The sequence below is a fragment of the Streptococcus sp. SGI.013 genome, assembly GCF_050315295.1.
In the GTDB taxonomy this organism is placed as follows: domain Bacteria; phylum Bacillota; class Bacilli; order Lactobacillales; family Streptococcaceae; genus Streptococcus; species Streptococcus porcorum.
Map to the genome: position 1 here is coordinate 14,444 of NZ_JBNPOS010000011.1, position 15,490 is coordinate 29,933.

Annotated in this window: 16 protein-coding genes, 1 tRNA gene and 1 other RNA gene; 4 read left to right on the top strand and 14 right to left on the bottom strand. The window is 36.1% G+C overall.

The genetic code is table 11. From position 1 onward, the window contains the following. Window positions 1-2 precede the first annotated feature (2 nt). From ACQRDX_RS04385 to ACQRDX_RS04395, 3 genes are read right to left on the bottom strand one after another with little or no spacing between them, the layout of a single operon-like run. Complete coding sequence (locus tag ACQRDX_RS04385) at window positions 3-695, bottom strand: amino acid ABC transporter permease (RefSeq protein ID WP_427894606.1); 693 nt, start codon at window positions 693-695, stop codon at window positions 3-5. Window positions 696-704: 9 nt separating this feature from the next. After that, window positions 705-1,583 (bottom strand): transporter substrate-binding domain-containing protein, encoded by an 879-nt coding sequence (locus ACQRDX_RS04390; protein ID WP_427894604.1) that lies wholly within the window; start codon window positions 1,581-1,583, stop codon window positions 705-707. Between the two features lie 12 nt (window positions 1,584-1,595). Next, window positions 1,596-2,597, bottom strand: coding sequence for a uroporphyrinogen decarboxylase family protein (locus ACQRDX_RS04395; protein ID WP_427894602.1), 1,002 nt, complete (start codon window positions 2,595-2,597; stop codon window positions 1,596-1,598). 189 nt (window positions 2,598-2,786) lie between these two features. Between ACQRDX_RS04395 and ACQRDX_RS04400 the strand changes: the two genes are divergently transcribed. After that, window positions 2,787-3,695 carry a LysR family transcriptional regulator gene (locus ACQRDX_RS04400; protein ID WP_427894600.1) on the top strand — a complete coding sequence of 303 codons (909 nt, stop codon included), beginning with the start codon at window positions 2,787-2,789 and terminating at the stop codon, window positions 3,693-3,695. Between the two features lie 83 nt (window positions 3,696-3,778). On the opposite strand, the gene ACQRDX_RS04405 is transcribed toward ACQRDX_RS04400, so the two are convergent. The 6 genes from ACQRDX_RS04405 to ACQRDX_RS04430 form a co-directional block, all read right to left on the bottom strand. Further along, a complete protein-coding gene (locus ACQRDX_RS04405) occupies window positions 3,779-5,530 on the bottom strand; it encodes an ABC transporter ATP-binding protein (protein ID WP_427894598.1) in 1,752 nt (583 codons plus the stop codon). Beyond that, window positions 5,523-7,286 carry an ABC transporter ATP-binding protein gene (locus tag ACQRDX_RS04410; protein ID WP_427894596.1) on the bottom strand — a complete coding sequence of 588 codons (1,764 nt, stop codon included), beginning with the start codon at window positions 7,284-7,286 and terminating at the stop codon, window positions 5,523-5,525. The genes ACQRDX_RS04405 and ACQRDX_RS04410 overlap by 8 nt, the downstream gene beginning before the upstream one ends. Window positions 7,287-7,288: 2 nt before the next feature. Next, window positions 7,289-7,720: a MarR family winged helix-turn-helix transcriptional regulator gene (locus ACQRDX_RS04415; protein WP_427894594.1), complete on the bottom strand. Its 432-nt coding sequence runs from the start codon at window positions 7,718-7,720 to the stop codon at window positions 7,289-7,291. 128 nt (window positions 7,721-7,848) lie between these two features. Further along, window positions 7,849-8,259: a peptide deformylase gene (locus ACQRDX_RS04420; protein WP_427894592.1), complete on the bottom strand. Its 411-nt coding sequence runs from the start codon at window positions 8,257-8,259 to the stop codon at window positions 7,849-7,851. 109 nt (window positions 8,260-8,368) lie between these two features. Further along, entirely contained in the window at window positions 8,369-9,718 is a 1,350-nt protein-coding gene (gene gdhA, locus ACQRDX_RS04425) for an NADP-specific glutamate dehydrogenase (RefSeq protein WP_354368498.1), read from the bottom strand. A 181-nt stretch (window positions 9,719-9,899) separates the two neighbouring features. Then, window positions 9,900-10,820: an AEC family transporter gene (locus tag ACQRDX_RS04430; RefSeq protein WP_427894590.1), complete on the bottom strand. Its 921-nt coding sequence runs from the start codon at window positions 10,818-10,820 to the stop codon at window positions 9,900-9,902. A gap of 121 nt (window positions 10,821-10,941) precedes the next feature. Between ACQRDX_RS04430 and ACQRDX_RS04435 the strand changes: the two genes are divergently transcribed. Continuing rightward, window positions 10,942-11,445 carry a DUF308 domain-containing protein gene (locus ACQRDX_RS04435; RefSeq protein ID WP_427894588.1) on the top strand — a complete coding sequence of 168 codons (504 nt, stop codon included), beginning with the start codon at window positions 10,942-10,944 and terminating at the stop codon, window positions 11,443-11,445. Between the two features lie 55 nt (window positions 11,446-11,500). Here the strand turns inward: ACQRDX_RS04435 and ssrA are convergent. Then, window positions 11,501-11,851: a transfer-messenger RNA gene (ssrA, locus tag ACQRDX_RS04440) on the bottom strand. A 78-nt stretch (window positions 11,852-11,929) separates the two neighbouring features. On the opposite strand from ssrA, the gene ACQRDX_RS04445 reads away from it, so the two are divergent. Then, entirely contained in the window at window positions 11,930-12,541 is a 612-nt protein-coding gene (locus tag ACQRDX_RS04445; RefSeq protein WP_427894586.1) for a TVP38/TMEM64 family protein, read from the top strand. Between the two features lie 47 nt (window positions 12,542-12,588). Here the strand turns inward: ACQRDX_RS04445 and ACQRDX_RS04450 are convergent, their stop codons facing one another. From ACQRDX_RS04450 to ACQRDX_RS04460, 3 genes are read right to left on the bottom strand one after another with little or no spacing between them, the layout of a single operon-like run. Then, window positions 12,589-13,347 carry an ABC transporter permease gene (locus ACQRDX_RS04450; protein WP_427894584.1) on the bottom strand — a complete coding sequence of 253 codons (759 nt, stop codon included), beginning with the start codon at window positions 13,345-13,347 and terminating at the stop codon, window positions 12,589-12,591. Further along, window positions 13,347-14,066 carry an ABC transporter ATP-binding protein gene (locus ACQRDX_RS04455; RefSeq protein ID WP_354368488.1) on the bottom strand — a complete coding sequence of 240 codons (720 nt, stop codon included), beginning with the start codon at window positions 14,064-14,066 and terminating at the stop codon, window positions 13,347-13,349. The genes ACQRDX_RS04450 and ACQRDX_RS04455 overlap by 1 nt, the downstream gene beginning before the upstream one ends. Further along, window positions 14,063-14,434 carry a GntR family transcriptional regulator gene (locus ACQRDX_RS04460; protein WP_354368486.1) on the bottom strand — a complete coding sequence of 124 codons (372 nt, stop codon included), beginning with the start codon at window positions 14,432-14,434 and terminating at the stop codon, window positions 14,063-14,065. The genes ACQRDX_RS04455 and ACQRDX_RS04460 overlap by 4 nt, the downstream gene beginning before the upstream one ends. Window positions 14,435-14,595: 161 nt before the next feature. On the opposite strand from ACQRDX_RS04460, the gene ACQRDX_RS04465 reads away from it, so the two are divergent. Then, window positions 14,596-15,213 (top strand): DUF3862 domain-containing protein, encoded by a 618-nt coding sequence (locus ACQRDX_RS04465; protein WP_354368484.1) that lies wholly within the window; start codon window positions 14,596-14,598, stop codon window positions 15,211-15,213. A gap of 178 nt (window positions 15,214-15,391) precedes the next feature. Here the strand turns inward: ACQRDX_RS04465 and ACQRDX_RS04470 are convergent. Then, a tRNA-Arg gene (locus ACQRDX_RS04470) sits at window positions 15,392-15,463 on the bottom strand. Window positions 15,464-15,490: the final 27 nt, after the last annotated feature.

Genomic DNA, 15,490 nt, shown 5'->3' on the forward strand with positions numbered 1-15,490 from the left:
ACTTATCCCCCTTTTACTACTAAGTTTTTTTCTATCATGTGGCTGAGAAATGTCACAAGTAAGGCCAATCCCCAATAAATAATGGCAACCGCAGTATAAGCCTCCAGTGAGTAATTGCCCATATTTCTAGAAATCAGTAGGTTGGTTTGTCCCATGATATCGACCAGGCCAATCGTATAAGCCAAAGCCATATCTTTCATCAGATTTAAAATAGCTGTTGTCAGATTAGGAAGGGCAACTCGAAAAGCTTGTGGAAAAATAATTCTAAAAAAGGTTTGCCAAGAATTAAGTCCGATACTCAAACCAGCCTCCGTTTGCCCGTAGGGAATGGCAAGATAAGCTGATTTAAAAATCTCAGCTGATGTTGCTGCAAACAGTAAAACCATACTAATCAACGTGAAGCTCGCTCTAGACCAAGACTCAACATTTATTCCTAACCACCATTTTAAAAATTCAGGTAAACCATAAAATACCAGAAACAGTAAAACAACAGGTGGTGTGCAACGAATAACAAAAATATAAGCGTTTGCTAGTTTTTTGATTGTATCATCTTGACTAAGTTGTCCACGGGTGATAATCCCCCCTAATAAACTACCAAATAGAATGGATAAAACTAATATTAATAATGTTAAGGGAAGAGCTGTCAAAATCTCTGGAAGAAATCTAAAAATATACGATGGTTGGTAAGAAACCATAATCCCTCCTTAGTCTGTGACATATGAGAAAACATCCTCACCGAAGTATTTTTCTGATAGTTTTTTAATCGTTCCATCTGCCTGCAATTCTTTGATTGCCTGATCATAAGCCTTGGCAAATTTTTCATTTGTGGCATTACGGTTCAACAAGGGATAGGTCTTGATGCCTTTATAAGGGAAATAGCTTAGTTGATCAGCATATTGATGGTAAGCTCCATCAGTTGCTTGAACAGCTTTCTCATAGGATAATTTTATATCAAAATAAGCATCATATCGTCCCTCAAGAACCCAAGCATAAGCATCAGCTACCGAAAAACTTTCAGCTGCCGTTAGGGTAATAGGATTTTCTTTATGAGCGTCATTGTATTCTTCAATCACATTCCATTGTGCATTTTGTGGAGAAATAGGAACTAATTTTCCTTTTGATTTTGCAAAGTCGTCAATAGTTTTAATGGTATCTGCTTGATCTTTTCGGATGGTAAATCCAATCACACTTGCTCCAATCGCTTGCTCTGGAATAATAAATTTCTCCGCACGTTCATCTGTGTACCAAGCACCTTTTATCCCGACATCGTATTTCCCAGATTCCAACCCAATAAGGAGGTCCTCATCACTTGTGCCTGTATAATCAAATTCATAGTCTGTTAATTTTTCATCAACAGCTTTTAAGACTTTAACCTCAAAACCATCACTTTCTCCTTTATCATTCACAAAATCATAAGGAACGTAATTCTGTGTATGGGCTACTTTTAATCGTGTCACCTTTTGACTGCTTGAATCGGTGCTCTGCGCCGATGTTTGACTTTGATTTAAATAGCGACTAGCAAAGGTCACACCTGCAACCGCTAATAAAACTCCACCTGTTATGATCCACTTTTTCTTTGTCATCTCTTTTCTCCTTTATTTTACTAAAACTTCTCTTACCCACTGTAAGTGCTCAAGATTAATATCATCTGGAATGGTACAATCTGCACCGATAATCACCTTATCTCCCGCTGTTTCATCCAAAATCTCTCTCACCCTAGATTGAATAGCCTCCTGACTTCCTTGATAGAGCAGACCTGCTTTAGTGTTATCAAAACCTCCTAAAACAACCTTATCTCCAAAATAGGATTTTCCATCAGCTAATGAGAGTTTTTCAATACCTGTTGCCCAATTTACCACTTGACTTGGATAAGCAACAAACAAGCTAAGGTCATTTGTGGCACCTTCATAACCACAAATGTGTAGGATATTCAACCCTCCTAAGCCATTAGCCACCTCTAATAGATTAACCTCACTTGGTCTAACCACTTCAAGATAGTCTGATTTAGTCACGCGCTGATCTTGTAGGGTTTGAACACTGAGATAAATCCCATCGACATCAGCTTCCTTAATCAAACGCTCAACTAAAATAGCGATATCTTGACCAATAACATCTAAAACGTGTTGTGTCAACTTAGGATTACTCTTGATAAAATCTGCTAAAATGTCGTCTCCGCTGGAGACTTGACCAGCCAACTTCCATTTAAGATAGGTAGCAGGAGCAAAAATATTATAAACCGTAAAAATATCCTCTGGGAAGTTTTCTTTAATAGATTGAACAAGTGATACTTGCTGATCAAACCACGGATGTTTTTCCCCGATGGATTGGATAGCGGCTAAGTCCTCAATTGATTTTATTTCCGAATGAATGATGGGATTAGGATAATCAAAAAAGCCATCACTCATCAATTTTACAAAGTCTGGATGAACGGTTTCCACAAAATGTTTATGACCTTGAATATTTTTAACTGCAATGCTAGGATCGTTTAACCCTTCCGTCCAGTCCTCTTCTGATGTAAAATGATACCAAAAACCAATTGGTACCTGATTAACTTTTTTACCTTGGAAAACTTCTTTAATCCATTGACGCTTACTCATATACCTATCTCCTTTTCAAAAACATGTTATTATATTACCACTGACCGATTGATCTGTATAATCTATATTTTTTATTCCCAGCCATAAATTTTATTTATACCGAACATTTTTTATCATTTTCTAGAATTTTGTTGCTTTTTTTGAAACACTTAAGTACAATAAGAACACTAACTTAGATGGAGGTAGGCGATGAATATTCAACAGTGTCGTTATGTTGAAGCGATTGCAGAAACAGGATCCTTTAGCGAAGCTGCTAAAAAACTTTATGTTACCCAACCCAATCTTTCAAGCTCTATTAAAGAGCTTGAAAACGAATTAGGGGTACAGCTGTTCTTTCGATCAAATACAGGGGCTCGTTTAACAGATGATGGCAATGACTTTCTGAAATACGCTAAACGTATTCTTGGTGAAATCGACTTACTAGAACAAAGGTATCAACAAAATTATCGAAAAAGTTTTACGATTACTTCGCATCATTATGACTTTCTCTCCATTCCTCTGTTGGAAATTGCTGAACAGTTCAAAGATCATTACCAACATTTTCATATGTTTGAAACCACTACTAAAAAAATACTGGAGAGTGTCTTAAACTTTGAGAGTGATTTGGGGATTATCTATCTTAATGATGATAATAAGCATATCCTTGAACGTTATATGAGACAACATAACCTTTCTTTTACTCCCTTAGGCGAATTTCCAACCCGTATCTTTTTACGCAAAGGACACCCACTAGCTAATCAAACACTTATCTCTGAGGAGGATTTAAAGCCCTACACTCAAGTTCGATTTCGTCAAGAAAGTACGGGTTTAAATTTTGATGAAGATACCTTAACAGTCTCTGAACATCAAAATATTCTCTACAGCAATGATAGAGGAACGGTCATGAATCTACTGTGTGGATCAGATGCCTATGCCTCTGGTTTAGGTATTGTCAATAGTTTTATTAAAGATCAGATTGTTCTCATTCCTTTAAAAAATAGCCAAATTCATACTTTAGGATTTGTCACCAATGACCATAAAACTCAATCTGACATCACAACCTCTTTTATCAAGTCTATCAGACAAAGCTTAGCAGACTATACCAACAATACTCGCTAACGATTAGTCACACTAAATTTTTTATGCAATCACCACAAAAAAGGACTTGGTCTATACTTAGACCGAGTCCTTTTTTAGATGTTTTAAGATGCTTGCTCAAACTGAGAGTTGTAAAGATCTGCATAAAAACCTTGTTCCATCATCAAGGTCTCATGATTTCCTTGCTCAATAATATTCCCATCTTTCATGACCAAAATCAAATCTGCATTACGAATGGTAGATAGTCGGTGAGCAATAACAAATGAGGTCCGTCCTTCCATCAATCTATCCATCGCTTTTTGAATCAATTCTTCTGTTCTGGTATCTACTGATGAGGTCGCCTCATCTAGAATTAACAATGGCGCATCTTTAAGCAAAGCACGCGCAATGGTTAAAAGTTGCTTTTGTCCAACTGATAAAGTGACTGAATCATCTAATACCGTATCATATCCCTTAGGCAAGGTCATGATAAAATGATGAATACCAACAGCTTTAGCGGCGTCAATCACTTCATCATCCGTGATATTTGACTGATTATAAATCAAGTTATCCCTAATGGTCCCTTCAAATAACCAAGTATCTTGTAAAACCATTGAGAATGCTTCATGCACCGCCTCACGTGTCACTGATTGTGTATCAGTCCCATCAATACTGATGTGTCCTTTATCAATATCATAAAAACGCATGAGCAGATTAACAATGGTTGTTTTACCTGCACCAGTAGGGCCGACAATGGCCACTTTTTGACCAGGTTTTGCCTCAGCAGTAAAATCATGGATAATCGTTTTGTCTTTACTGTATCCAAAAGAAACTCCTTCAAAATGGACATGACCACGCACATTGCCTAAAGATTTTACTTTATCAGCCTCTTCAATCATTTCGTCTTCTGCTAAAAATTCAAACACTCGTCCCATCGCTGCACCTGCTGATTGAAGTTGTGTGATAGCTTGTGCAATTTGTGATAAGGGTTGCGAAAAGATACGAACATAAGTCATAAAGGCCACAATTGTCCCAATACTGATATCTCCATCTAAAGCCATAACAGATCCTACAACACAGACCATGACATAACCAAAGTTCCCAATAAAAATCATCATTGGCATCATAATACCTGAAAAGAACTGTGATTTCCACATACTACTACAGAGTTGATTATTCAACTGACTAAAATTTTTCTTTGATTCTGTAATAGCATTGTAGCTAGTGATGACATGGTGACCTGAATAAGTTTCTTCTACAAAACCATTTAAATTAGCTAAATTTGATTGTTGCTGCTTAAAAAATGGTTGAGATTTCGCCATGATAACCATAGTAAGAACAAAACCTGCAGCCACAGATAAAATTGCTGTTAGAGCCAGGCTTGTATTGGTTTTGAACATCATAAAGATACTACCAACTAAAAGTACAGAAGAAGTTACCAAGTTCCCCAAGCTTTGATTAAGGGATTGACTAGCTGTATCAACATCATTTGTGACACGTGATAACGTATCGCCTTGAGAATGACTATCAAAATAGTTTAATGATAATCGGTTAATTTTTTGGGAAATACCCTGACGTAGCCGTTTTGAAAACTTTTGGATTAAAGTAGAGACAATGAAACTCTGTATATAAGCAACAACAGCACCTATAGCGTATAGACCTGCTAGTGAAAAAGTAATACGATTCACTTCATCAAGATCAATGCCTGTCATCAACCCTTTAGTGATTAAATCTGTAATTTCCTTTAAACGGTCAGGCCCAATGACTGTAATAGTACTTGAAATCACCGCACCTACTAAGGCGATGAAAAAAGGGAGTTTAAAACCTTTAATATAAGGATTTAATTGTTTGATAAAGGATGGCTTTGTTTTATTCATTTTCTAATTCCTCCTTAGATAATTGAGAATAGGCAATTTCTTGATAGACCTTGTTATGGCTCAATAATTCTTTATGAGTACCTTGTCCCACTACTTTACCTTGATCTAATACCAAAATTTGGTCCGCATCCATAATCGTCGAAATGCGTTGCGCAACAATCAATTTTGTCATATGACTTGTTCGCTTAGACAGTTCTGAACGAAGAATACGATCTGTTTTATAGTCCAAGGCAGAAAATGAATCATCAAAAATAAGAATTTCAGGTTTTCTAGCCAAGGCTCTTGCAATCGCAAGTCGTTGTTTTTGTCCACCTGAAAAATTAGTTCCCCCTTGTGCTACTTCCTCATCAAGTCCTTTAGCCTTACCTTCAACAAACTCCTTGGCCTGTGCCAAATCTAAAGCTTCCCAAATTGCACTATCTGTTAATGGGCTCGCTGAACTTTCTCCCAAGGTCATATTTGATCGAATAGTCCCACTAAAAAGAACAGCTTTTTGAGGGATATAGCCAACCTTATTATTCAAACTCTCACGAGAATAATCTCGAATATCTCGTCCATCAATTTTTATAGATCCTTCAGTAACATCATAAAAACGTGGAATTAGATTGACCAAAGTACTTTTACCACTCCCCGTTGAACCTATAAAGGCAATCGTTTGACCTGCTTTAGCTTCAAATGAAACATGCTCAATAACAGCCTCTGATGTTTTAGCATAACGAAATGAAACATCTTCAAAAACAATATTACCTACTTCGTTAGATGGCGTCTCATGATATTGGTGATAGTGGATAGAAGAATCCAATTCCAATACCTCATTGATACGACCTGCCGATACTAACGAGCGAGGTAAAATAATGAATATCGCTACCATCAGCATAAAACCAATAACAACTTGCATCGCATAAGATGAAAAAACAACCATATCACTAAATATTGGTAACTTATCCGTCATTGCTGCATCATTAATCAAACTAGCACCAATCCAATAAATAGCTAGGGTTAAACCACTTGAGATCAAGGTCATGACAGGATTCATCAAAGCCATTAATCGGTTAACAAATAAGTTTAAATTAGTCACATCGTCATTAGCTTTTGAAAACTTCTCACCTTGATAGCTTTCAGCATTATAGGCACGGACTACACGAATACCTGATAAAATCTCTCTTGTGATACTATTGAGTTTATCCGTTAGAGTTTGAATATGACGTTGCTTTGGAAAAGCTAACAAAAGTAAGACTAAAAGCATCAGCAACAAAACAAAGACTGCAACAATAACAGCCAACATCCACTCCCCACTCTTATCTGCAATTTTTGTCATTGCCCAAACAGCCATAATAGGACCTTTTGTGACAACTTGCAAGCCCATCGTAATCAACAATTGCAACTGTGTCAGGTCATTAGTAGTTCTCGTTAACAAACTTGGAATAGAGAAACCTTTAATCTCTGATTGAGAATAATCCATCACCTGATTAAAAATATCTGCACGCAAACTCGTTGTAAAACTAGCTGCCAAACGAGCTGCTAAAAAGCCAACAACGGCTGAAGTCCCAAAACTTAAAAATGACAAACCAATCATGGTCCAGCCTGGTTTCATAATATCTGATACCTCTGTTCCTTTTTCTTGCAACAAGGTTGTAATCTCAGACATATATGATGGGACTTCCAAATCCAACCAAACTCCTGCACAAACAAAAGCGACACTGAAAAATGCCATTAACAGCTCTGTCTTATTCATACGTTTAAATAATTTAAACATTCTTATTCCTCACTTAGATTTTTCTTGATTTTCCTAAAAACATTACGGACCGTTTCCATATCTTCCCTACTAACATCTTTCAATAAGCGACTATATTTAGCTTTAAAAAACTCATCCATCTTGTGAGCTTTTTCAATACCGAATTCAGTCAGGACAATTTGCTTACACCTTTTATCGACAGCAGATGGAACAATAGAGATAAAGCCATTTTTTTCCATTCGCTTGATCAAATTACTGGTCACAGACTTTGAGATATCTAATTCTCGCTCTATGTCTTTAATAAAAATTTCTTTATCTTGATTACGGAATAAATACATTGTGGTAAAACCTTGAGGACCACTCAAGTGCTCCACATCATATTCCTTTGATAAAGCTTGTAAATGATTTTCTACCTGATTAATCAAGTTACGCATCTCATTTAACGGTTCTTTCATAAACAACTCCTTCCATATAGTTATCATGATAACTATTTTAGTTCTCGTGATAACTATTGTCAAATAAAAAGTTCTTATCGTAACTTTTTAGCATCAAAAAAACCTAGATGTATTCTAGGTCGCATCCTTTAAATCAAAATCCCATCAAGGTGATCTAATTCATGTTGACAAATCTGTGCCTGAAGTCCTGACAGGGTGAGCTTCTGCTTATTCCAGTTGACATCTAAAAAGGTCACCTCAATCTTTTGGTAGCGTACTGTAGGACGACTTCCAGTCAAAGATAGACAAGACTCTTCTGTCTCAAACGGCAAGGATTTAGCAGTCATAACAGGGTTAAACATCACCAGATTTCCCAAACCCATATTGATAATAATGGCCCGTTTTTTGATGCCAATCATATTCGCGGCCATCCCAACACAAGCTTCTTGATTAGCTTGCAAGGTGTCTTCCAAATCTTGAGCTAAATATAAATCTTCTTTAGTACAATCTACTGACGTCTGCGCAAGAAAGAAGGTATCTTTACAAATTGGTTTTATCATAACTATCTCCTGTCATCTAATCATCTATCTTTATTATATCAAAAAGCAGCCACGAAAGTGACTGCTTAAATCTTGTTTTATTGGAAGATTTGAATTAAGAAATCATTTCTTAAACCACACCTTGTGCTGACATTGCTTCAGCAACTTTAAGGAATCCTGCAACGTTTGCACCAAGAACAAGGTTACCTTCTTGACCAAATTCTTTAGCTGCTGCTGCTGAGTTCTCATAGATACCTTTCATGATATCGTAAAGCTTAGCATCAACTTCTTCAAATGACCATGGTGTACGTTGGCTGTTTTGTGCCATTTCAAGAGCTGAAACAGCTACACCACCAGCGTTTGCTGCTTTGGCAGGACCAAATGATACACCAGCATTCAAGAAGACATCAATCGCTTCAAGTGTTGATGGCATGTTAGCCCCTTCTGATACGGCAATAACACCGTTAGCCACCAATGTTTTCGCTTGCTCTTCATTGATTTCATTTTGTGTCGCACATGGGAATGCAAGGTCTGCTTTGTTATCCCAGATTGAACCTTCTCCAACAGGAATGAATTTTGCATTTGGACGAGCATTTGCATATTCAACGATACGTGCACGTTTCACTTCTTTAATGTCTTTAAGAAGCTCTACATCAATACCATCTTCATCATAAACATAACCTGAAGAATCAGATACTGCAACAACTTTAGCACCAAGCGCGTGAAGTTTTTCAGTCGCATAAATCGCAACGTTACCTGAACCAGATACAAGCGCAATTTTACCTTCAAAGTTTTCACCACGCGCCTTAAGCATTTGCTCAGCAAAGTACACCGCACCATAACCTGTTGCTTCAGTACGCGCCAATGAACCACCGTAAGTCAAGCCTTTACCTGTAAGAACACCTGTGTACTCATTACGAAGACGTTTGTATTGACCATAAAGGTAACCAATTTCACGGCCACCAACACCGATATCACCAGCTGGAACGTCAGTATCAGCACCAATGTGCTTGCTTAGCTCTGTCATAAAGCTTTGGCAGAAACGCATAATTTCGTTGTCTGACTTCCCTTTTGGATCAAAGTTTGATCCACCTTTACCACCACCGATTGGTTGACCAGTTAGGGAGTTTTTAAAGATTTGCTCAAATCCAAGGAATTTGATGATTGATTGGTTGACAGATGGATGGAAACGAAGACCACCTTTGTATGGACCAATTGCTGATGAGAATTGTACACGGAAACCACGGTTTACTTGTACATTCCCCTTGTCATCAACCCATGGTACACGGAATGAGACGATACGTTCTGGTTCAACCATACGCTCTAAAATATTTTCTTCAATGTATTTTGGATATTTATCGAAGACTGGAATAAGTGAGTTAAAGACTTCTTCAACTGCTTGAAGAAACTCTGCCTCGTGACCGTTTTGAGCCTTTACTTTCTCAAACACACTATCTACATACTGTTTACCTGTAGTCATATATAAGTCCTCCATATATTCATAATAAATAGTTACTCTTAATATTATAAATATTCTGAAAATTTTGTCAAGCATTTTTATTTAAAAAATAATATTTTTTTGAAAATACTTCGATAATTTTCTGAAAATAAGCATAACTAAACTATTTCTACACAAAAAAATCTCAGACTACTCTGAGATACTAAAGGTATAAATATCCAGCAACCGTCATCCATACTGGAATAGTCAACATAGAAAACATGGTTGTCAAAAGAACCAAGCGTGAAGAATACTCATAATCTCCACCATAGACCTGACTTAATAGCGCAGCATTTAAAGCTGTAGGGGAAATTGAGGCAATTGTGAGAGCTAATTTGACACTTCTTTCATCTATCGGTAATAACCAAATTAATATAATCGAAAAACCAGCTGTTAGAACTAATCGTAAAAAAGCAGTATAATAGGCAGGTTTATAGAAAAAGACTTCTTTCAGATCAACTTTATAAAAGTAAGTCCCTAACACCAAGGTAGCTAAAGGGGTATTGAGGTCTGAGAAGGTGTTGACAGTATCAATTAGAACTGTAGGCAGATGAAATGGCAAACAAAATAAGGTCACCCCAATAACTGTACCTACAGCAGCGGGATTCAATATGGCACTTCTAAAAGAAATGCTACTTCTCTTTTTAGTAATTAAAAAAAGGCCATAGGTCCATTGTGTCATCTGGTTTACTAATATAAATCCTGAAATAAAAAATACGGCATCCATTCCTCCAGCGGCTGTGGCTAAAGGAACCCCCATAAAACCTGCATTAGAAAACATCGCAGCGTACTTATCCATCGGGCGTGATACTGGAACTATGAAGTGTAATAACAAGGCTCGTGTCAACAAAATAAAGCCTGCAGATAAAATAGTCACTATCAAAAGTTTTAATCGCGACAGAGAAAAATCTGAACTAATGAAGGCAGAAACAAACAGAGTCGGGACCACATAAACTGTTAATAGTTTTGATAACTGTTTTGTTAAATCTCTCGTAAAGATATCCCTTTGCATCAGATGGACCCCCACCCCCATCAACAAACACAAAACAATTAACTTTTGCAGAACAACATAGGCGATTTCCATTTTAACCTCCCAAAGCACAGTAATGCTTGTCATTATAACAAAATTCTCAGATTTTGTAAATTTCATTGACAAAGTATGGAAACTGACTTAAAATAACTGTATTACTCAAAAGGAGCTTTAAATGAAATATTTTTCACTATCTGCTGGTATCATCACACTTATCATTGGGTTGTACCTATTCTTCAATCCACTGACCACTTTAGCAACCATTGGATGGGTTTTGGCACTGGCTGTGTTCATTAGTGGGATTTCTGGGCTAAACCGATATTTCTCCACTGATAAGCAACATCGTAATATATGGTCACTACTCCAACATACCATCTCTCTAATATTTGGTTTCTTATTATTAACCAGTTCTACTTTTTCACTTAGTAACGCAGTAACATTATTATTAAGTTACTGGCTGTTCATCGTTGGAGCATTACGCTTAATCGCTGGAATCAAACTGAATCAATTTGAATCAGGTCTCGGTAGAAATGACATTATTTCAGCAATTATTACTTTGATTTTAGCGCTAATCTTATTTGCCCACCCGATTTTATCTGCTGCTATTATCGGCCGTCTCATTTCTATCATATTTATTAGTATAGGTATCTCATCACTTTACTTATACTTTAAATTATAAATATCTTAAAATAAAAAAACGCTTCAAACGGCGTTTTTTGTTTTAAGATAACTTTTAATGGAGCCGGTGGGAGTCGAACCCACGTCCAAACACCTGCCAACTTATTCGTCTACAACTATAGGTTATGTCTTAATTTAACTTGACAGCGATACATAACTCAAACCTCAGCCAAGCGATTCAGTAAATCTCTTTTAGAACAACCTGACAATGCTCTAACGTAGCTTGCCATTTTTAAGACCAGTCAAACAAACGCAAGCAATCTGCGACTAGTCACACATAACAGGTTATTAAGCTGCTAATGCGTAAGAATTTGTATTTTTTGCAGTTATATTTAACTGACGTTTTACATCCGCACGATGAGTTGCAGAACAAGCCTCATAATGCCTGTCGAATCCGTAACGACCCCAAAATCATTACTTGATAATAAGTATAACAGATTTATTTGAATTAAGCAAAATTTTTATAGATATGATATGATAGTGTTATGGAAATGAAACAAAGTAAACGTTATAAAATGATTCAACGGATCGTTCAAATTCTAGGTATCATTGCTATTATTGCTTCTTTTATTTTGGTCATCTGGCTCTATCAATTAGGCATCTTAAATGACAGTAACCAAATGAAGGATTTGGTCAAGCGCCATGACATTCTTGGCCCCCTTATCTTTATTGGAATTCAAATTCTACAAGTTGTTTTTCCAGTTATTCCAGGTGGTGTGACAACTATTGTTGGATTTCTAGTTTGTGGACCATGGCTTGGATTTATATTAAATTATGCAGGTATAGTAATCGGCTCCATCATACTTTTTGCTTTAGTGCAACGTTATGGGCGGAAATTTATTCTATTATTTGTTAAAGAAGATGAGTTTTTCAAATATGAAAAAAGATTGGAAAGTGAAGGATATGAAAGATTTTTCATTCTTTGTATGCTATCTCCAATCTCACCTGCTGACATCCTTGTCATGATTACAGGCCTAACAAATATGTCAATCAAACGCTTTACAACCATTATGATTCTGACCAAACCACTCTCCATTCTGAGTTACTCTTACTTATGGATTTATGGTGGGAAATGGATTCAACAATTTTTAAAATAATACAAAAGAGGCATAACAGCCTCTTTAATATTGTTATCAAAACTAGGTTACTGCAAATTCAAATGTTCTTTCATTAAATAAACCATGATAAAATAGAATATTGTCGAAATCACTAACTGATAGATGCTACCAAATATAAGGTATGAAAGATCAAATTGGTTCCATGATATGAAAAGATCTGAAATAAAGTTCCACACTATCCCCATTAAGATATTGATCAAAAAATAACTGACAAAGGAGGCAAGTATCCTCCTATCATGAAATGTTTGACCAACAACAATGGACAAATAAATCACAAGGATGGAGGCCAAAATCGACAAGAAAAGATATACTATACCCATATAAAGCTCCCAATGACGAAATATTGTAGATATTTCTGGAAAAGCAGCTAAAATTTGATCACCATTCTTCACTAGACTTGGTAAAGCTACGAGAAAAAAACTCAAGCCCAGCACAAGCCCATTCATAAGCACCCAAATAAATGAACTCAATAGTTTGGATAAAAGAATTTGATGCTCTGTCACAGGAAGAGTCATCGTTAAATAACCTTCACGTCCAAAAATATTTTTATAAAAGCGATTAATAACTAAAAATATTGTCCCAATGGAAAGACCGACCAATAAAGCTACAAAAATTAAAACTAACAAAGCTGAAAGTGTACTTTGGCCAATTTCATAATTGTTTTGACGATCTACTGTGGTTACCATCATCCCCAAAATAATAGAAACCAGTACTGTCAATAAATAAAGAATAAAGTACCATTTACCTATAGATTTTAATTCATACTTAACTAACTTTCCAAACATCATTCTCCTCCTTGCGCTCTAAACTGTTCACGAAATAAGCTATCTATTGATTGCTCATATTTTGTGCGTAAATCATCAGCATCACCTTGAAGAAGGACTTCACCATCTTTTATGAAAATAACATCATCTAAAATAGACTCCACTTCTGAAATCAGATGAGTAGAAATCAAAACAGATGCATCCTCTGAATAATTTGTAATAATTGTTTTTAAAATATAATCTCGTGCCGCAGGATCTACCCCACCAATAGGTTCATCGAGGATATATAGTTTGGCTTTACGACTCATTACTAAAACCAACTGCACTTTCTCCTTGTTCCCTTTCGATAAATGTTTCAACCTGTCACTATCATTCAGACCAAGATCACTCAACAATCGCTCTGCTTTATCCCGATCAAAATCCTGATAAAAATCTTGAAATAAAGACAAAACATCTGCGATACGCATGGTATCATTTAGATAGCTCACATCTGGCAAATAAGAGACAATCGCTTTAGTCTCTTTAGAAGGTGATTTCTCATCAACTAAAATCATACCTTTATCGAGTTGAAGTAGTCCGTTAATTGCTTTAATGATGGTTGTTTTCCCACTTCCGTTTGGACCTAATAAACCTACAATCTTTCCTGCTTCGATTGTAAAATTAATATTTTTTAAGACTAACTTACTACCGTAACTTTTTTCCAAGCCATTTAATTGTAGTATATCCTTTCCTCTAGTCATTCTCTTTCTCCTTTTAGGTAACTTTCCAATTCGGTAATTATTTCATGTTTCGAAAATCCAATTTTACCCATTTTAGATACAAACGCATCAAGTTCTGCTTCTGCAACACGATGACGTTCTCTGGCAATTAAATCTTGGTTTTCAGTAACATATCGTCCAGCCGTTCTATTAGAAAAAACCATTCCATCCTGCTCCAAATGAGCAAAAGCTCTTTGCATAGTATTAGGATTGACACCGGCAAGTTCAGCTAGTTCTCGAACTGTAGGGAGTTGATCACCTGCTACTAACTCCTGACTAATGATTTGTAATTTTATCCTATCTGCAATTTGGAGATAAATAGGAGATTTTTCATCAAATTTCCAGACCATAACCGTCTCCTTTCTTTTGCTATTTGTACTATTTTTATAATACATTAACAATACTAGGATGTCAAATAAAGCAGCCGATTTATAGGAGGAATCATTTTCAAAGGATTATTATCGCCCTCAATTTCTTAGAATATGTTAAAATAGTAATGAAGGAGAATAATATGTTTAGAAAAAAAATTGCGATAACCGTCAGTTTATTGTCACTACTTCTATTTTTAAATGCTTGTAGCATGATGACGTCAAACAAAACATCATCAAGTGACACTACAACCACTGCTTCTCAAATTAAACCTAAAAATGAGGCGTTAAGATTAAATTTTAATAAAGTTAAATTAGGTGTTATTGATAACGATGGGAAAGGTGGAACTAGCTTAAAAGAGTTAGAAGCGCTATTTGGTCAACCAGATGAACATACCACACAACAAGGGGGAGATGTGACTCTAGATGTCTATACTTGGCGTAAAGACGAAACAATTATCGTCACTCAACTCTATGCCGATAGCACGATTGCTAAATCAATTTCTAATTTTCGCTTCATCCGTGAAAATAAGGTGGGATTAACGGAGTATGATAAAATTAAAAACGGTATGAGTTTCCAAGAAGCTATTGAAAAACTGGGGGAACCAGATGTTATGTCGCAAGCTGTCTCTTCTGACGGCGAAGAAATCTCTGCTATTTGGTCAAGTGGCATTAAATCAAATAACACTAATGCTAATATTCAGCTAGATTTTAAAAATAATAGTTTAACCAACAAAAGTCAACTAGGTTTAGTGAACTAAGATGCTCCAATAACCAATTTTAAGACCCTTGTTATTCAAGGGTTTTAATCTACTCTATAGCTCACCTTTTCGAAGAAAAACAATCCCAAAATTTTGATAAAATCAGAAAGCTTTTCGAAAAATTTGGGGCAGACATAACAAAAACCCTTGTAAACCAAGGGTTTTTAGTGTATTTTAGTCCACCTTGAGGGAATCGAACCCCCATCCTAAGAACCGGAATCTTATGTGATATCCATTACACTAAAGGTGGATAATAAAAGCTTGCGAAAGCAAGCTT